General features: G+C 65.4%; 16 protein-coding genes and 1 other RNA gene. 9 read left to right on the forward strand and 8 right to left on the reverse strand.

The window, feature by feature from the left end; genetic code table 11:
• Window positions 1-88: 88 nt before the first annotated feature.
• Window positions 89-1042, forward strand: a complete 954-nt coding sequence (locus AXW67_RS14925; protein ID WP_063675718.1) for an IS481 family transposase — start codon at window positions 89-91, stop codon at window positions 1040-1042.
• A 33-nt stretch (window positions 1043-1075) separates the two neighbouring features.
• Window positions 1076-2242 carry a succinyl-diaminopimelate desuccinylase gene (gene dapE, locus AXW67_RS14930; protein ID WP_063678497.1) on the forward strand — a complete coding sequence of 389 codons (1167 nt, stop codon included), beginning with the start codon at window positions 1076-1078 and terminating at the stop codon, window positions 2240-2242.
• Between the two features lie 173 nt (window positions 2243-2415).
• Here the strand turns inward: dapE and truA are convergent, their stop codons facing one another.
• From truA to def, 3 genes are all read right to left on the reverse strand, one after another.
• The gene (truA, locus tag AXW67_RS14935; protein ID WP_063678498.1) at window positions 2416-3153 is read right to left on the reverse strand and encodes a tRNA pseudouridine(38-40) synthase TruA; all 738 of its coding nucleotides are present in this window, start codon (window positions 3151-3153) and stop codon (window positions 2416-2418) included.
• Complete coding sequence (gene fmt, locus AXW67_RS14940; RefSeq protein WP_063678499.1) at window positions 3153-4088, reverse strand: methionyl-tRNA formyltransferase; 936 nt, start codon at window positions 4086-4088, stop codon at window positions 3153-3155. Before fmt ends, truA begins: the two co-directional genes overlap by 1 nt.
• A gap of 137 nt (window positions 4089-4225) precedes the next feature.
• Complete coding sequence (gene def, locus AXW67_RS14945; RefSeq protein ID WP_063678500.1) at window positions 4226-4750, reverse strand: peptide deformylase; 525 nt, start codon at window positions 4748-4750, stop codon at window positions 4226-4228.
• A gap of 171 nt (window positions 4751-4921) precedes the next feature.
• Here def and AXW67_RS14950 point away from each other — a divergent pair, with 171 nt between their 5' ends.
• On the forward strand, window positions 4922-6118 hold the full coding sequence (locus AXW67_RS14950; RefSeq protein ID WP_063678501.1) for a DNA recombination protein RmuC: 1197 nt from the start codon (window positions 4922-4924) through the stop codon (window positions 6116-6118).
• 249 nt (window positions 6119-6367) lie between these two features.
• Complete coding sequence (locus AXW67_RS14955) at window positions 6368-7747, forward strand: AmpG family muropeptide MFS transporter (protein ID WP_027552128.1); 1380 nt, start codon at window positions 6368-6370, stop codon at window positions 7745-7747.
• A gap of 113 nt (window positions 7748-7860) precedes the next feature.
• Here AXW67_RS14955 and AXW67_RS14960 read toward each other — a convergent pair whose 3' ends face one another.
• The 5 genes from AXW67_RS14960 to ffs form a co-directional block, all read right to left on the reverse strand.
• Window positions 7861-8298 (reverse strand): hypothetical protein, encoded by a 438-nt coding sequence (locus AXW67_RS14960; RefSeq protein WP_027552127.1) that lies wholly within the window; start codon window positions 8296-8298, stop codon window positions 7861-7863.
• Window positions 8299-8325: 27 nt separating this feature from the next.
• Window positions 8326-8928: a recombination mediator RecR gene (gene recR, locus AXW67_RS14965; protein ID WP_063678502.1), complete on the reverse strand. Its 603-nt coding sequence runs from the start codon at window positions 8926-8928 to the stop codon at window positions 8326-8328.
• 1 nt (window position 8929) lies between these two features.
• On the reverse strand, window positions 8930-9250 hold the full coding sequence (locus tag AXW67_RS14970; protein WP_027552125.1) for a YbaB/EbfC family nucleoid-associated protein: 321 nt from the start codon (window positions 9248-9250) through the stop codon (window positions 8930-8932).
• Window positions 9251-9274: 24 nt separating this feature from the next.
• On the reverse strand, window positions 9275-11104 hold the full coding sequence (locus AXW67_RS14975; protein WP_063678503.1) for a DNA polymerase III subunit gamma/tau: 1830 nt from the start codon (window positions 11102-11104) through the stop codon (window positions 9275-9277).
• A gap of 95 nt (window positions 11105-11199) precedes the next feature.
• An RNA gene (gene ffs, locus AXW67_RS14980) (signal recognition particle sRNA small type) lies at window positions 11200-11296 on the reverse strand.
• 184 nt (window positions 11297-11480) lie between these two features.
• On the opposite strand from ffs, the gene AXW67_RS14985 reads away from it, so the two are divergent.
• From AXW67_RS14985 to AXW67_RS15005, 5 genes are all read left to right on the forward strand, one after another.
• Window positions 11481-12341 (forward strand): transporter substrate-binding domain-containing protein, encoded by an 861-nt coding sequence (locus AXW67_RS14985; RefSeq protein ID WP_063678504.1) that lies wholly within the window; start codon window positions 11481-11483, stop codon window positions 12339-12341.
• A gap of 214 nt (window positions 12342-12555) precedes the next feature.
• Window positions 12556-13218, forward strand: a complete 663-nt coding sequence (locus AXW67_RS14990; RefSeq protein ID WP_027552122.1) for an amino acid ABC transporter permease — start codon at window positions 12556-12558, stop codon at window positions 13216-13218.
• On the forward strand, window positions 13215-14033 hold the full coding sequence (locus tag AXW67_RS14995; RefSeq protein ID WP_063678505.1) for an amino acid ABC transporter ATP-binding protein: 819 nt from the start codon (window positions 13215-13217) through the stop codon (window positions 14031-14033). The genes AXW67_RS14990 and AXW67_RS14995 overlap by 4 nt, the downstream gene beginning before the upstream one ends.
• On the forward strand, window positions 14033-14788 hold the full coding sequence (locus AXW67_RS15000; RefSeq protein ID WP_063678655.1) for an SDR family NAD(P)-dependent oxidoreductase: 756 nt from the start codon (window positions 14033-14035) through the stop codon (window positions 14786-14788). The genes AXW67_RS14995 and AXW67_RS15000 overlap by 1 nt, the downstream gene beginning before the upstream one ends.
• Window positions 14785-15912, forward strand: a complete 1128-nt coding sequence (locus tag AXW67_RS15005; RefSeq protein WP_063678506.1) for a muconate cycloisomerase family protein — start codon at window positions 14785-14787, stop codon at window positions 15910-15912. Before AXW67_RS15000 ends, AXW67_RS15005 begins: the two co-directional genes overlap by 4 nt.
• Window positions 15913-16108 lie beyond the last annotated feature (196 nt).

The raw sequence follows: 16108 nt of genomic DNA on the forward strand, positions 1-16108 counted from the left end.
TAGCTTTGGTGTCTCAGGAGGTTGTCCATCTGGTCTGAACCGAGGAAGCTGAGGTTGCGAAGCTTCAACGTTTCCACGGAGAGACCAGATGAACGTCCACAAGAATGCGCCTTTGACGCCCACAGGTCGAGAGGCGATGGTGCGAGGCGTGGTCGAGGACGGACTGAGCCAGGCTGCCGCGGCTGACCAGTTCAACACGACACCGAAAACGGTAGCCAAATGGGTCGAGCGGTTCCGCGCAGCAGGTGTCGAGGGATTGCGTGATCGTTCCTCCAGACCCCTTTCATCGCCAAGCCAAACCCCGCGGGCCACGTGCGAGGCCGTCGAGGCGTTGCGCCGGCAGCGCCACACCGGCAAGCAGATCGCAGCCGAGGTTGGGCTGTCACGGGCCACCGTCAGCCGCATACTCCGCCGCCTGGGATTAAGCCGGACACGCGATCTGGAGCCGGCCGAGCCGGTGCGCCGCTACGAGCGCGAGCAGCCCGGCGAGCTGATCCATATCGACATCAAGAAGCTCGGCAGGTTCGTCAGACCCGGCCACCGCATCACGCACGATCGTCAGAAGGGTGAAAGCCGCGGCGCCGGCCACGAGTTCGTCCACGTGGCGATCGACGATGCATCGCGCCTGGCCTTCTCCCAGATCCGGCGTGATCAGAAAAAGGAAAGTGCCATCGCCTTCCTCAGGGAAGCCGTCGCTTACTACCGCAGCCTCGGTATGAAGGTCACCGGCATCATGACCGACAATGGCTCTTGCTACCGTGCCAAGGCCTTCGCCAGAGCGTGCGGGAAGCTCGGCCTCAGGCACATCTTCACCAGACCATATCGGCCCCAAACAAACGGCAAGGCCGAACGCTTCATCCAGACAGCGCTGCGCGAGTGGGCTTACGCTCGCTCCTACGACACCTCAGACCAGCGCGCCAAAAACCTGCCAATCTGGCTTCAGCACTACAACTGGCATCGCCCACACGGTAGTTTGCAAGCCAAACCACCCATCAGCCGCCTCCGTCTCCCGGAGGACGACCTGTTGAGATTCCACAGCTAGCCCGCCCGGCGGCATGCATGTTAAGCGGAGCACATGACCGATGCTCTCTCGATTGCCCGCGATCTCATCCGCTGCCCCTCGGTAACCCCGGCCGACGCCGGCGCGCTGGGAGTGCTCGAACAGGTCCTGACGGCGGCCGGCTTCACCTGCCACCGCGTGACCTTCAGCGAGCCCGGAACCGCCGACGTCGACAATCTCTACGCACGGATCGGCACTGAAGCGCCGCACATCACCGTCGCCGGCCACACCGACGTGGTGCCGCCCGGCGACGAAAGCGCCTGGAGCGTCGGCGCGTTCTCCGGCGAGGTGAAGGACGGTTTCCTGCACGGCCGCGGCGCGGTCGACATGAAGGGCGGTATCGCCTGCTCCGTCGCCGCTGTGCTGGAGCATCTCGCCGCGCAGGGCGGCAAGCCGCGCGCCGACGGAAAAGGTTCGATCTCGTTCCTGATCACCGGCGACGAGGAAGACGTCTCCATCAACGGCACGATCAAGCTTTTGAAGTGGGCAGCCGAGCGCGGCGAGACATTCGATCACTGCGTGCTCGGCGAACCCTCCAATGTCGAGGTGCTCGGCGACACCATCAAGGTCGGCCGCCGCGGCTCGCAATCCGGCACGCTTTACGTCGACGGAGTGCAGGGCCACGTCGCCTATCCGCATCGCGCAGCCAATCCGGTGCCGGATATCTCGCGGCTGATCGTTGCGATCTCCGACGAGCCGCTGGACCATGGCAGCGCGCAGTTCCAGGCTTCCAATCTCGAATTCACCTCGGTCGATGTTGGCAACAGCGCCTACAACGTCATCCCCGGCCAGGCCCGCGCAAAATTCAACATCCGCTACAACGACAACCACACGCAGGCGAGCCTGCGCGAGCTGGTCGAACAGCGCTTGGCAAGAGCCTGCGGCAACCGCATCCGCGCCCGCATCGTCTGGGAGCCATCGAACTCCAACGTGTTCGTGACCAAGCCCGGTCCGTTCACCGATCTCGCGGTTTCCGCGATCGAGGAGGTGACGGGCCGCAAGCCGGAGCTGTCGACCAGCGGCGGCACATCGGATGCGCGATTCATCTCGAGCTATTGCCCGGTCATCGAGTTCGGCCTGGTCGGCCAGACCATGCACCAGGTCGACGAGCGCGTGCCGGTGGTGGATCTGGAGCAGCTGACCAAGGTGTATCGCGGGATTCTTGCGCGGTATTTTGGATGACGCTCCTCCCTCTCCCTGTTCTTACGGGGAGAGGGTTGGGGTGAAGGGCTGCCTCCTCAAACACGGTACGAGTTGGACTCGTGGAGAGTCCCCCTCACCCGCCGCGCTCCGACGATGCTTCGCATCGCTCGAAGCGCGTCGGCCTCTCCCCGCAAGCGGGGAGAGGCGAAGGGTCAATAATCCACCCGCACCAGATACAGCCCCTCCGGCGGGGCGACGATGCCGCAGGCGGCGCGGTTGCGCGCGGCAAGCGCTGCGGAGAGATCGTCGGCGGTCCAGCGGCCTTCGCCAACCCAAACGAGCGAACCGACCATCGAACGCACCTGGCTGTGCAGGAAGGAGCGTGCGGAGGTGAGGATCGTCACCTCGCGGCCGTCGCGCAGCACGTCGAGCTGATCGAGCGTCTTCTCCGGTGATTTGGCCTGGCATTCGGTGTCGCGGAATGTCGTGAAATCGTGCTTGCCGATCAGGCGTTGCGCGGCCGCATGCATCGCAGCGGTGTCGAGCCTGCGCGGCACGCGCCAGGCGTGGCCGACGTCGAGCGCGAGATTGGCGCGGGTATTGACGATGCGGTAGCGGTAGTGGCGCTTGATGGCGGAGAAGCGCGCCTCGAAGGTTTCGCCGACGATCTCGGCATCGAGCACCGCCACCGGATCCGGGCGCAGATGCGCGTTGAGCCCATCGCGGAAGCGATCCGGCGCGAACTGCTTCTCGATATCGACATGCGCGACCTGGCCGAGCGCATGCACGCCGGCATCGGTGCGGCCGGCGCCGTGCACCCGCACATCCGCGCCGGTCATCGCCTTCACGGCTCTCTCGAGCGCGCCCTGCACCGAGGGCAGCGTCTCCTGCACCTGCCAGCCGCAGAACGGCGCGCCGTCATATTCGATGGTGAGCTTGTAGCGGGGCATCAGGCAAGCCGCATCGGCGGCTCGACCTTCACGCCGCGCAAGAAGTCTGCAGCCTGCATCCGCGCCTTGCCTTCGCGCTGCAGCTCGATGATGCGGATGGCGCCCTCGCCACAGGCGATGGTGAGCTGGTCGTCGAGGACGTCGCCGGGGGCGCCCGAGCCTTTCGCGAGTTCGCAGCGCAGGATCTTCACGCGTGCGTTCTCGCTCACGTCCGCAAGCTCGCTCCAGGCGCCGGGAAACGGCGACAGGCCGTGAATGTGGCGCAGCACCTCGCGTGCAGGCTTGCTCCAGTCGATCCGCGCCTCGGCCTTGTCGATCTTGGCGGCGTAGGTAACGCCGTCCTCGCTCTGCTTCTTGAGCTGGAGTCCGCCGCGTGCGAGCGCGGCCATGGCGCGCACCATCAGATCGGCGCCGAGCCGGGAAAGGCGATCGTGCAGGTCCACTGCGGTCATGTTGTCGGTGATCGCAAGACGCTCCGCCATCGCGACGTCACCAGTGTCGAGGCCGACGTCCATCTTCATCACCATCACGCCGCTCTCGGCATCGCCGGCCATGATCGCGCGGTTGATGGGCGCCGCACCGCGCCAGCGCGGCAGGAGCGAGGCATGCAGATTGTAGCAGCCGAGCCTTGGCGCATCGAGGATCGCCCGCGGCAGGATCATGCCATAGGCGACGACGACGGCGGCATCGGCGCCAAAGGCGCGGAATTCGTCGAGCGCTTCCTGCGTCTTCAACGTCTTCGGCGTCAGCACGGGCACGCCGAGCTTTCGCGCCGCCTCCTCGACCGGCGTCGACTGCAATTGCAGGCCGCGCCGCCCGCCCGGCTTCGGCGCGCGGGTGTAGACGGCCGCGATCTCGTGGCCATGCGCGACGAGCTCGAGCAGCGTCGGCACGGAGAAATCGGGCGTACCCATGAAGATCAGGCGAAGGGGCATGTGGCGGCGTTTCGGTGAGAGTTCCGGTTCTCCATGCCCGGGCTTGTCCCGGGCATCCACGTTCTTCGGCAAAGCAAGCAAGGCGTGGATGGCCGGGTCAAGCCCGGCCATGACGGCGTGAGAGGACCGAGCCTTACTCACTCCGCGCGCTTGGCGGCTTTCTCGAACTTCTTGAACACGCGGTCGCGCTTGAGCTTCGACAGATAGTCGACGAACAGCACGCCGTTGAGATGGTCGATCTCGTGCTGGATGCAGGTGGCGTAGAGGCCCTCGGCGTCCTCCTCATGCACCTTGCCGTCGAGATCGGTGAAGCGCACGCGCACCTTCGCAGGCCGCTCGACCTCCTCGTAATATTCGGGGATCGACAGGCAGCCTTCCTCGTAGACCGACAGCTCCTCGGACGAGGCGATGATCTCGGGATTGATGAAGACGCGCGGCTCGTGCTTGGTCTCGCCGTTCTCGTCGCGCTTGGCGAGGTCCATGGTGATCAGGCGCAGCGGCTGCGCGACCTGGATCGCCGCGAGGCCAATGCCGGGCGCGTCGTACATGGTCTCGAACATGTCGTCGGCAAGCTTGCGGATCTCCGGCGTGACCTTCTCGATCGGCTTGGAGACCAGACGCAACTGCTTGTCGGGCAGGATGATGATTTCTCTTAAGGCCATGGCGGCGATTTAAGCCCCGCGCGAGATGCGGTCAATGCAGCGGGGAACGCCGTTAACGTTCCGCTAACCATAAAACTTAGGGCTTCGTTAACCATAAAAATTAGGGAGGTATTAACCATAAGCGTTCCCTCTTCGTTCGCACGTCCCCGCGAATCGGCTAGAAGGGCTGGCATGAACGAGATCATTTTCATGGCTGGCGACTGGCCGGTGCGCACCATCGATGCGCTGATCGGCTTCGGCGTCCTGGTCCTCCTCCTGCTGGTGGTGATTGCCGTCGTGATCGCGCGGTCGGGGCGGCGCGGCGCGGAACTCGCGATGGCGCACGCGATCCGGGCCGACGAACTCGAGGAGCGCCTGAGCCAGGTCCTGCACGCTCAGAGCGAGGCGTCGGGCCGAGTCAATGCCATGACTCAGGCACTGGCCGGCCGCCAGGCCGAGATGGCGCGCGCGGTCAACGAGCGGCTGGATTCGGTGACCCACCGCGTCGGCCAGTCGATGGAGCACTCGACTCGCAACACCATGGAGAGCCTGCGCGCGCTGCACGAGCGGCTCGGCATCATCGACAACGCGCACAAGAACCTCACCGACCTCACCACGCAGGTGACGACCTTGCGCGACGTGCTCGCCAACAAGCAGTCGCGCGGCGCCTTCGGCCAGGCGCGGATGGAGGCGATCGTCCAGGACGGCTTGCCGAAGGGCTCCTACGAGTTCCAGTTCACGCTCTCGACGGGAAAACGGCCGGACTGCGTGGTGTTTCTGCCGGATCAGCGGCCGCTCTGCATCGACGCCAAATTTCCGCTGGAAGCGATGACCGCGCTGCACGACGCCCGCACCGACGAGGAGCGGCGGATTGCTTCGCAGCGGCTGCGCGGCGACGTGATGAAGCATGTCAGCGACATCGCCGAAAAATATCTCGTCACCGGCGAGACCCAGGAGATGGCGCTGATGTTCGTGCCGTCGGAATCGGTCTACGCCGAGATCCATGACGGCTTCGACGACGTGATCCAGAAGGCTTATCGGGCTCGTGTCGTACTCGTGTCGCCCTCGCTTCTGATGCTGGCGATCCAGGTGATGCAGCAGATCATGAAGGACGCGCGCATGCGCGATGCCGCCGACCAGATCCGCACCGAGGTGATCAAGCTCGGCGACGATCTCGGCCGCCTGCGCGACCGCGTGCTGAAACTGCAGAAGCATTTTTCCGACGTGAACGAGGACGTGCGCCAGGTCCTGATCTCCGCCGACAAGATCGAGAAGCGCGCGGGACGGATCGAAGAGCTCGATTTCAGCAAGACCGACACGCCGGAGGGGCCGCGGCTGGTGGCCAACACGCCCGAGCTGTTCCCGCGCAAGCTCCAGGCGGGGGAGTGATTCTCCTCTCATATCCGGTACGCTGTCGCCCCAATTTCGCTGTCGTCGCCCGGCTTGACCGGGCGAAGGCGGGGCATCCAGTACGCCGCGGCGGTCGTGATTGAGCCGAAGCGCTGGTGGGTACTGGATCGTCCGCCCCAGTGCGCAATTGCGCACAAGGCGGACGATGACACCGAGAGGGTGTTGAGAGCTTCCGCCTCACTGACTGCGTCGGGAGTCTTTTAGGCCAGAATCTGCTAACACCTCCCCATGACCGCACCCGACGCGACTTCCGGAACCGCCCCGGCAACCGCCGGCGCCGATGCCCCCGCCGCCTCCTGGCGCGACAGCCTTGCCGTGTACATGCAGCCGCGGGTGCTGATCGTGCTGTTTCTGGGCTTCTCCTCCGGTCTGCCGCTGGCGCTGTCGGGATCGACGCTGCTGGTGTGGATGCGGGAATCCGGCGTCGATCTCGGAACCATCGGGCTGTTCGCGCTGGTCGGGACGCCCTACACGCTGAAATTTTTGTGGGCGCCGCTGGTGGATGCGCTGCATGTGCCGCTGTTCACCCGCGCCTTCGGCCGCCGCCGCGGCTGGCTGTTGTTCTCGCAACTGCTGCTGATCGTCTCGATCGTGCTGCTGGCGCTGACCGATCCGGCGCGCTCGCCGTTCTACGTCGCGCTCGGCGCGCTGCTGGTCGCAACGACATCGTCGACGCAGGACATCGTGGTCGATGCCTTCCGCGTCGAGAGCCTGCCCGAGAGCGAGCAGGCCGCCGGCATGGCATCCTATGTCGCAGCCTACCGCATCGGCATGCTGGTCTCGACTGCCGGTGCGCTGTTCATCGTCTCCGGCTTCGAGGGCACCGGCATTCCGAAGTCGTCCGCCTGGATGTGGGGCTATGTGGTGATGGCGGCCATGGTGCTGATCGGCACGATCACGGCGCTGGCTGCGACCGAGCCTGAGCAATCAGTGCGGGCCGAAGCGGCGACGCAGACCGAGACGGCGTTCGCGCGCGTGCTGCACGCGGCGATCGGCGCCTTCTCGGAGTTCCTGTCGCGGAAAGATGCTCTCGCCGCGCTCGCCTTCGTGGTGCTGTTCAAGTTCACCGACGCGTTCTCCGGCACCATGACTGCGCCGTTCGTGATCGACCTCGGCTTTTCCCGCAACGATTACGCGGCGATCGTGAAGGGCGTGGGCCTTGCCGCAACACTGATCGGCGGCTTTGCCGGCGGTTTCGTCGCGCGGCGCTATTCTCTGGCGACGAGCTTGTGGATCGGCGGCATGGTGCAGGCGATTGCGAACCTGTCGTTCTCCTGGCTCGCGCTGGTCGGCACCAACCAGTGGGCGCTCGCATTCGCCATCACCTGCGAGAACTTCACCAGCGCCATCGGCACCGTGATCTTCGTCGCCTACCTCTCAGCGCTGTGCCAGAACCCGCTGCACACCGCCACACAATATGCGCTGCTCACCGCGCTCGCGGCGGTGGGACGCACCTATCTCTCGTCCGGCGCGGGATTCGTCGCTAAACTGACGGGCTGGCCGCTGTTCTTCATGATCTGCGTCGTGGTCGCAGTGCCCAGCCTGATCCTGCTCGCGTATTTGCAGAAGCGCAGGCATTTCGAGACGCTGGGCCCGGTGCGGGTTTAGACTCCGCGGCCGTAGGGTGGGCAATGGCGCAACGCGCCGTGCCCACCATCGCACCGAGAAGCCGAAGAAGCGGTGGGCACGCTTCGCTTTGCCCACCCCACGGCAGTTCGAACCTACTGCTTCTTGATCAAGCTCCACTTCGTGATCACGGCCTCGCTCATCTGGCCGGCATCGCTGGCGCAGGCGATTTCGTCGACCTTGACCGAGATCTCCTTGCCGACGAACGACTTCAACTGCGTCGCCTGCGCATCGCTGGAGGTGACGAGCTGGAAGGTCTCGGGTCCGGTCTCGAGATTGCACAGCCCGTTCGGCGGCGGCAGACGGCGCGGCTCGGAGGTGATCTGGTACATCGCAATCCGCTTGCCGGCATTCTTGACGTCGCGCACCTTCATCGCGTTCAGCTCGCCCGAGAGCACGTCGCCGGTGTTGATCGGCTTGCCGGGCTTCGACGGCGGCGGCGCCTCGTCGTCCTGCTGCGCCGAAATGGCCGGGGTGACCAGCATCATCATCGTCGCGGCCAAAGCCAAGCGTGTGGCGAATCGTTTCGTCATGTCGTCCGTTCCGTAAAGTCTGGATTGCTAGAACAGGGTCCGCTGCCGCATCGCGGCCGATAGCGTGCCTTCATCGAGATAATCAAGCTCGCCGCCAACCGGCACACCATGGGCCAGCCTGGTTACTTTTACGTTGGCGTCCTGCAAGAGGTCGGTGATGTAATGCGCGGTGGTCTGGCCGTCGACCGTCGCGTTCAGGGCAAGGATGATCTCGTGCACCTGCGCATCATGCGCACGCGCGACCAGCGCATCAATGGTGAGATCCTGCGGGCCGACGCCGTCCAGCGGCGACAATGTCGCGCCAAGCACATGATAGCGGCCCTGCGTCGCGTTGGCCCGCTCCAGTGCCCAGAGATCGGCGACGTCGGCAACGACGACGATGATGGAGGGATCGCGCCGCGGATCGGTGCAGACCGTGCAGGGATTTTGCGTATCGATGTTGCCGCAGGTCTTGCAGACCTGAACCTTGTCGAGCGCGACCTGCAAGGCGCCCGACAGCGGCATCATCAGCGCTTCGCGCTTCTTGATCAGATGCAGCGCCGCGCGCCGCGCCGAGCGCGGACCGAGGCCCGGCAGCCGCGCGAGAAGCTGAACCAGCCGCTCGATTTCAGGACCTGCAACCGCGCCCATGTTACTGGCCGAACAGCCCCGGCGGCAGGCCGAGCCCGCCGGTCAAGGACTGCATCTTTTCCTGCATCGCCGTTTCCGCCTTGCGGCGGGCATCGCTCAATGCGGTGACCAGGAGGTCCTCCAGCACCTCGCGCTCTTCCGGCTTCATCAGCGAGGGATCGATCCTGACGCCCTTCACGTCCATCTTCGCGGTCATGCGCACCGCAACCAAGCCGCCGCCGGAGATGCCCTCGACCTCGACATTGCCGAGTTCCTCCTGCATCGCCTGCATCTTGGATTGCAGCTGCGCCGCCTGCTTCATCATGCCGAGAAAATCAGCCATCGGTTTCGTCCTTGGAAAGCTGGCTCAGAGATCGTCGCTGTCGGAACCGTCGACCGGATCATCACTGCCATAGTCTGAGTTAATATTGGATTCCGGCGCCTCGGGGGCAAGCCTGCGGACCTCGACGACCTTTGCACCGGGAAAGCGCGACAGCACCTCCTGCACGCGCGGATCGGCCTCGGCGGTGCGCGCATGTTCCTGCTTGGCGGCCTGGTTCACCGACCGCAGCGTCGGCTGGCCCTGCTCGTTGGAGACGATCACGGTCCAGCGGCGGCCGGTCCAAAGCTCGAACTTGCGCGCAAGCTCGGTGATCGTGGTCTTGGACGCGTTGGGCTCGAGCGCGACCTCCAGCCGGCCCTCCTCGAAACGGACGAGGCGCATGTCGCCTTCCAGCGCCCCCTTGGTCATGAGATCGCGCTTCTGGCCGGCAAGCGCGACGAGCTGGGTGAAGCTCGTGATGCGCAGCGCAGGTGCGGCACCTTGCGGATCCGGCGTGGGCGCGGCCATCTGCGGCCGGGCTCCGCCGCCGAAAGATGACGGCGAGGAGGTCGGCATGCGGGCCGGCGCCGCGGAAGCAACCGGTGCAGAGGCAACCGGTGCGGCCGGCGCACTGCGCGCCGCACTTCCGCCGCCCGCGGCCTGTGAGCCGCCGCCGTTCTGCTCCAGCATTTTGATCGCTTCGTCCGGCGTCGGCAGGTCGGCGACATAGGCGATGCGCACCAGCACCATTTCGGCGGCAGCGGCGGGCCGCGTCGCGGCCTGCACCTCGGTGATGCCCTTGAGCAGCATCTGCCATATCCGCGACAGCACGCGCATCGAGATCTTCGATGCGAAATCGCGTGCCCTCAGCCGCTCGGTCTCGCCATAGGCGACGTTGTCGGCCGTCGCCGGCACGATCTTCACGCGGGTGACGAAGTTGACGAATTCGGCAAGATCCGAGAGCACGACGATCGGATCGGCGCCGACATCGTACTGGTCGCGGAACTCCTTGAACGCGGCCGCGATGTCACCACGCACCAGCGAATCGAAGAGGTCGATGACGCGGGTACGGTCGGCAAGCCCCAGCATCTGCCTGACGGCATCGGCCTTCACCTGGCCGGCCGCATGCGCGATCGCCTGGTCGAGCAGCGATAGCGAATCGCGCACGGAACCTTCCGCCGCGCGGGCGATGATGCCGAGCGCCTCCGGCTCGATCTCGACGCTCTCCTTCGCCGCGATATTGGCAAGGTGCTTCATCAGCACGTCGGCCTCGACCCGGCGCAAATCGAAGCGCTGGCAGCGCGACAGAACGGTCACCGGAACCTTGCGGATCTCGGTGGTCGCGAACACGAATTTGGCGTGCTCCGGCGGCTCCTCCAGCGTCTTCAGAAACGCGTTGAAGGCCGCCGTCGACAGCATGTGGACTTCGTCGATGATGTAGACCTTGTAGCGGGCGCTGGCCGGTGCGTAACGCACGCTGTCATTGATCTGGCGGACGTCGTCGACGCCGGTATGCGAGGCGGCGTCCATCTCCAGGACGTCCATGTGCCGGCTTTCCATGATCGCCTGGCAGTGCACGCCCAAGGTCGGCATGTGGATGGTCGGGCCCTTCACCGAGCCGTCCGGCATCTCGTAGTTGAGCGCTCGGGCGAGGATGCGCGCAGTGGTGGTCTTGCCGACACCGCGGACGCCGGTGAGGATCCAGGCCTGCGGGATGCGCCCGGTTTCGAACGCGTTGGAGACGGTGCGGACCACCGCCTCCTGGCCGATCAGGTCGTCGAAGCTGGAGGGACGGTATTTGCGCGCCAGCACCCGGTAGGGCGTGCCAGCCTGGCCGGCGCTGTCGGTATTAGGGGGGGCGCCAGCGTCGGTCATCGATCGATCCGCAATGAAATGTCTCTCGGCTGGCTTTTGCGGACAGGAGCGCGCGGGCGGCCATTGCCGCCAGCGCAATTCGCTCGAAAAAATAGGTAGGAGACTGACGAGCGACCCGATCCGGACCTCGTTAGGGCTGCTTCCTTCCGGACCTGACCCGGTTGGCGAGTGGCTCGTCCACCGCCAATCTCCCGATCCCTATTTGGGGCCAAAAGGACTGGAAAGCAAGCGGGTATCACCTGATAAGGGCTTGGACTTGCCCAGCATCCGGGCAATTTCCGATCTGCTCAGCCGACAGGCTGTGCTTTCGCTGCCGGTAGCGCCTTGATATGAACGATGCCGGAACTCCACCCAACTAGAAAAGCGATTGATCCCAATGGTTACACGTCGTGATGTTGCATCGATTGTCGGACTTGGTGCCGTCGGCGCGGCGGTGACCGCGGGCGCGCTGGTGTCGCCGGCTGTGGCCCAGACTGCGGCTGATCCCAATGAATCGACCTTTGCCCGCATCCGCCGCACCAAGAAGATGCGGATCGGCGCGGTCGGCGGCGGCGCGCCCTACTATATGAAGGATCTGGCGACCGGCCAGTGGAAGGGCTTTTACATCGACATCGCCAAAGCGCTCGCCGACGACATGGAGGCCGAGCTCGAGATCACCGAGACCACCTGGGGCAATTCGGTGCTCGATCTTCAGTCCAACAAGATCGACATCTTCTTCGGCCTCAACCCGACCCCGAAGCGCGCGCTGGTGGTCGACTTCTCGGTGCCGGTGTTCAACAACGCCTTCGGCATTCTCTGCAAGAAGGACTTCAAGCCGAAGACCTGGGCCGAGCTGAACTCGCCCGACATCAAGATCGCCGTCGACCAGGGCTCCTCGCACGACCAGGTCGTCAGCCGCCTGACGCCGAAGGCGCAGATCTCGCGGCTCAAGACTGCGGACGACGCCACCGCCGCGCTGCAGACCGGCCGTGTCGACGCGCAGTGCCTGATCACCATGCTGTCGCTGACCGTTCTGAAGAAGAACCCCTCGCTCGGCCAGTTCGTGCTGCCGACGCCGATCTTCGCCACCACCTCGAACGCCGGCTTCCGGCGCGAGAACGACAAGACCTGGCGCGACTACGTCAACACCTGGATCGATTTCAACAAGGGCCTCGGCTTCATCCGCAGCGCGATCCTGACCAACATGGAGCTGGTGGGCGTGACGGAGGCGGATATTCCGCCGGGCGTTTCGCTGTAAGGTGCGATGAGCGCCGCTGCCTCAACATCCTTGCTGCGCTCCCTCTGCCGCTTGCGGGAGGGGGTTGGGGTGAGGGGTGCCTCCGCAGAGAGGCTCCCAATGAGGAAAGAGCCCTCACCCGGCGATTCGCGCCGACCTCTCCCGCAAGCGGGCGAGGTGCAGCGAATGCGCGGCGCCAGTGTCCCAAGCTTTCGAGCGGTTGAGTAAAGTACGCATGTATCAGTGGGACTTCGGCATCCTCTGGAGCTATCGCTGGCTCTTCCTCAATGGGCTCGGCGTCACCGTCGGCTTCACCATCGTCATCGTCGTCTGCGGACTTCTGTTCGGCCTGCTTGGCGCCTTCGGCAGCCTGTCGCGCCTCAAAGGCGTGCGCCTGATCGCGCTCGCTTTCATCGAAGCGTTCCGCTGCACGCCGATCCTGGTGCAACTGATCTGGTTCTATTACGCGCTGCCGATCCTGGCCGGCGTCGAGATGACGCCGATCACGGCCTCGGCACTGGCGCTCTCGCTCTATGGCGGCTCGTTCTATTCGGAGATCATCCGCGGCGGCATCGTCTCGATCGACAGCGGCCAGTCGGAAGCCGGCGCCGCGCTCGGCATGACGCCGGGCCAGACCATGCGGCGCATCGTGCTGCCGCAGGCGATCAAGCGCATGATCCCGGCGCTGATGAACCAGTCGATCATCCAGTTCAAGAACACATCGCTGGTGTCCGTGCTGGCGGTGCCCGACCTCGTCTACCAGAGCCAGGTCGCCGCCCATGACAGCTACCGGCCGCTGGAGACCTATACGGCGGTCGCGGTCGCCTATGCGGCGATCCTGATTCCCCTGACCATCATCGTCCGGCGCGGCGAGAAGCGACTGGCAGTCAGCGAATGAGCGAGACGTCCAAAGATATTTGCAAGAATACTTGCAAGATCGAGATCCGCGGCTTGCGCAAGAGCTTTGGCAGCAACGAGGTCCTCAAAAGCATCAGCCTCGACGTCGCCAAGGGCGGCGTCGTGGCGCTGATCGGCCCGTCCGGCTCGGGCAAGTCGACGCTGCTCCGCTGCATCAATCTGCTGGTCGTGCCCGACGGCGGCAGCGTCCGCGTCGGCGACACCCACTTCCAGTTCGGCCAAGGCACCAAGGCACCGGACGTGAAGACACTGGCGAAATTCCGCGCCACCACCGGCATGGTGTTCCAGCACTTCAACCTGTTCCCGCACATGACGACACTCCAGAACGTGATGGAGGGACCGGTCACGGTGCGCCGCATGGCCAAGGCGGACGCCGAGAAGCTGGCGCGTGCGCAGCTCGCAAAAGTCGGGCTCGCGGAGAAGGCGGACCAATATCCGGCAACACTCTCCGGCGGACAGAAGCAGCGCGTTGCGATTGCGCGCGCGCTCGCCATGGAGCCGGACGTAATGCTGTTCGACGAGGCAACCTCCGCGCTCGATCCCGAGCTGGTCGGCGAGGTGCTGAACGTCATGCAGCGGTTGGCATCCGAGGGCATGACCATGGTGATCGTGACCCACGAAATCGCCTTCGCCCGCGAGGTTGCCGAGCGCGTCGTGTTCATGCGCGACGGCGTCGTGGTCGAGGAAGGTCCGTCGCGGCAGGTGATCGACACGCCGCGCGAGGCCGCGACACGCGCGTTCCTCAGCCATTTCCACCGCACCGGCGCGCTGCCGCCGGCCAACGCGACACCATGATGCCTGATATCAATCGCGTCTATCTCGTCACCGGCGCCGCCAGCGGCATCGGCCGCGCCACGGCAAAGTTGCTGGCGGCACCCGGCACAGGCCTCCTCCTGCACACGCGCTCGAACGCGGCCGGCCTCGATGCCACCGCCGCGGACACCGAAGCGCGGGGTGCGAATGTCGCAAAGTGCCTCGGCGACTTCGCCGAGGAGGCTGCGGCAACCGATGCCATCGCCGCCGCGCAATCCGCCTTCGGCCGGCTCGATGCGCTGATCCTGGTCGGCGGCCATGCCCGCCGCGGCAGCGCCATCGGCACGCCGCCGGACGAATTCCGCCGGGCGATGGACGAGTCCGCGCTGGCCTTCACGCGGCTGGTCGAAGCCGCGCTGCCGCTGCTGCGCGCCGGGAACGACGCGCGCATCATCGCGGTATCCTCGTTCGTGGCGCACGCGATCCGGCCCGACTTCGCGCCGTTCGCGGCGACCGCCGCGAGCCGCTCCGCACTGGAGGCTCTGGTGCGCCTCACCGCGGTCGAGCTCGCCAAGGACGGCATCACCGTCAATGCGGTTGCGCCCGGCCTCATCCTCAAGGACAGGCCGAGCGAGAGCAGGCTGTCGCCCGAGCAGATCGCCGCGACGGAAGCGCTGATCCCGATGCGTCGCCGCGGGCGGCCGGAGGAAGTGGCCGAAATCATCGCCTTCCTGGCTTCGCCAAAAGCATCCTACGTCACCGGCCAGGTCTGGCACGTCAATGGAGGCCTGACATGACCGAAGCGATCATCGAACGGATCAGGCTGTTCCTGATCGAGAGCCCGATCAAGATGGCGCGCCTGCAGGGCGTCGGCAACGTCAAGGGCACGGTCAAGCGCGTGCTGATCGAGCTGACCGCGAGCGACGGAATTGCCGGCTGGGGCGAAGCGGCGCCATGGGAAGTGTTCACTGGCACGCCCGAGGCGACATTTTCCGCGCTCGACATCTATTTGCGGCCGATCGTGCTGGGCAAGCCGGTCCGCCGCATCCGCGCGCTGATGGCGGAGCTCGACCGCGCGCTGGTCGGACATGCCGAGGCGAAAGTCGCGATCGAGATGGCGCTGCTCGACATCGTCGGCAAGTCGTCAGGGCTTTCGGTCGCCGATCTGCTCGGCGGCCGCGTGCGCGACACGATCCCCCTCTCCTTCTCGATCGCAGATCCGGATTTCGCCGCCGATCTCGAGCGCATGCGAAAGATGGTCCCGGACGGCAATGTCATCTACAAGGTCAAGACCGGCGTGAAGCCGCACCGCGAGGACCTTGATCATCTCGAGGCGATCCGGAAAGAATTCGGCGACCGCATCGATCTGCGTGTGGACTACAACCAGGCACTGGCGCCATTCGGCGCCATCAAAATTTTGCGCGATGTCGAGCAGTTCGCGCCGACCTTCATCGAGCAGCCGGTGCCGCGCAAATATCTCGACGTCATGGCGCAGCTCACCGCGGCGCTGGAAACGCCGGTGCTCGCCGACGAAAGCTGTTTCGATCGCCGCGACATGATGGAGGTGGTGCGCCGCGAGGCCGCCGATGCCGTCTCGATCAAGCTGATGAAGGCCGGCGGCCTGTTCGAGGCACAGGCGATCATGGCGGTCGCCGACATCGCGGGCCTGCCCGGCTATGGCGGCACGCTCTGGGAGGGCGGCATTGGGCTAGCCGCCGGGACGCAACTGATCGCGGCAACGCCCGGCATCTCGCTCGGCTGCGAATTCTACATGCCGCATCACGTGCTGACCGAGGATGTGCTCGAAGAACGTGTTGCAAACCGCGCCGGCCACGTCGTGGTGCCCGATGGCCCCGGCCTCGGCATCCGCGTCAGCGAAGCCTCGGTCCGCGCCAACGCGCGCGTGCTGGCGGAGGCGTAATTCCGTCATTCCGGGGCGCGCGCAGCGCGAGCCCGGAATCCATAACCACAGGATTGAGTTTGGCGAAGACTCAGGGGTTGCCAGCTCGCGCGGTAGCAATTCCCTGGGGTTATGGGTCCCCGCCTTCGCGGGGACGACGATCGAGTATGCGATACCCGCGGAGCACCCATCCTTCCCCTGACAAACTCGGTATCGT

Source organism: Bradyrhizobium neotropicale (assembly GCF_001641695.1).
GTDB classification, from domain to species: domain Bacteria; phylum Pseudomonadota; class Alphaproteobacteria; order Rhizobiales; family Xanthobacteraceae; genus Bradyrhizobium; species Bradyrhizobium neotropicale.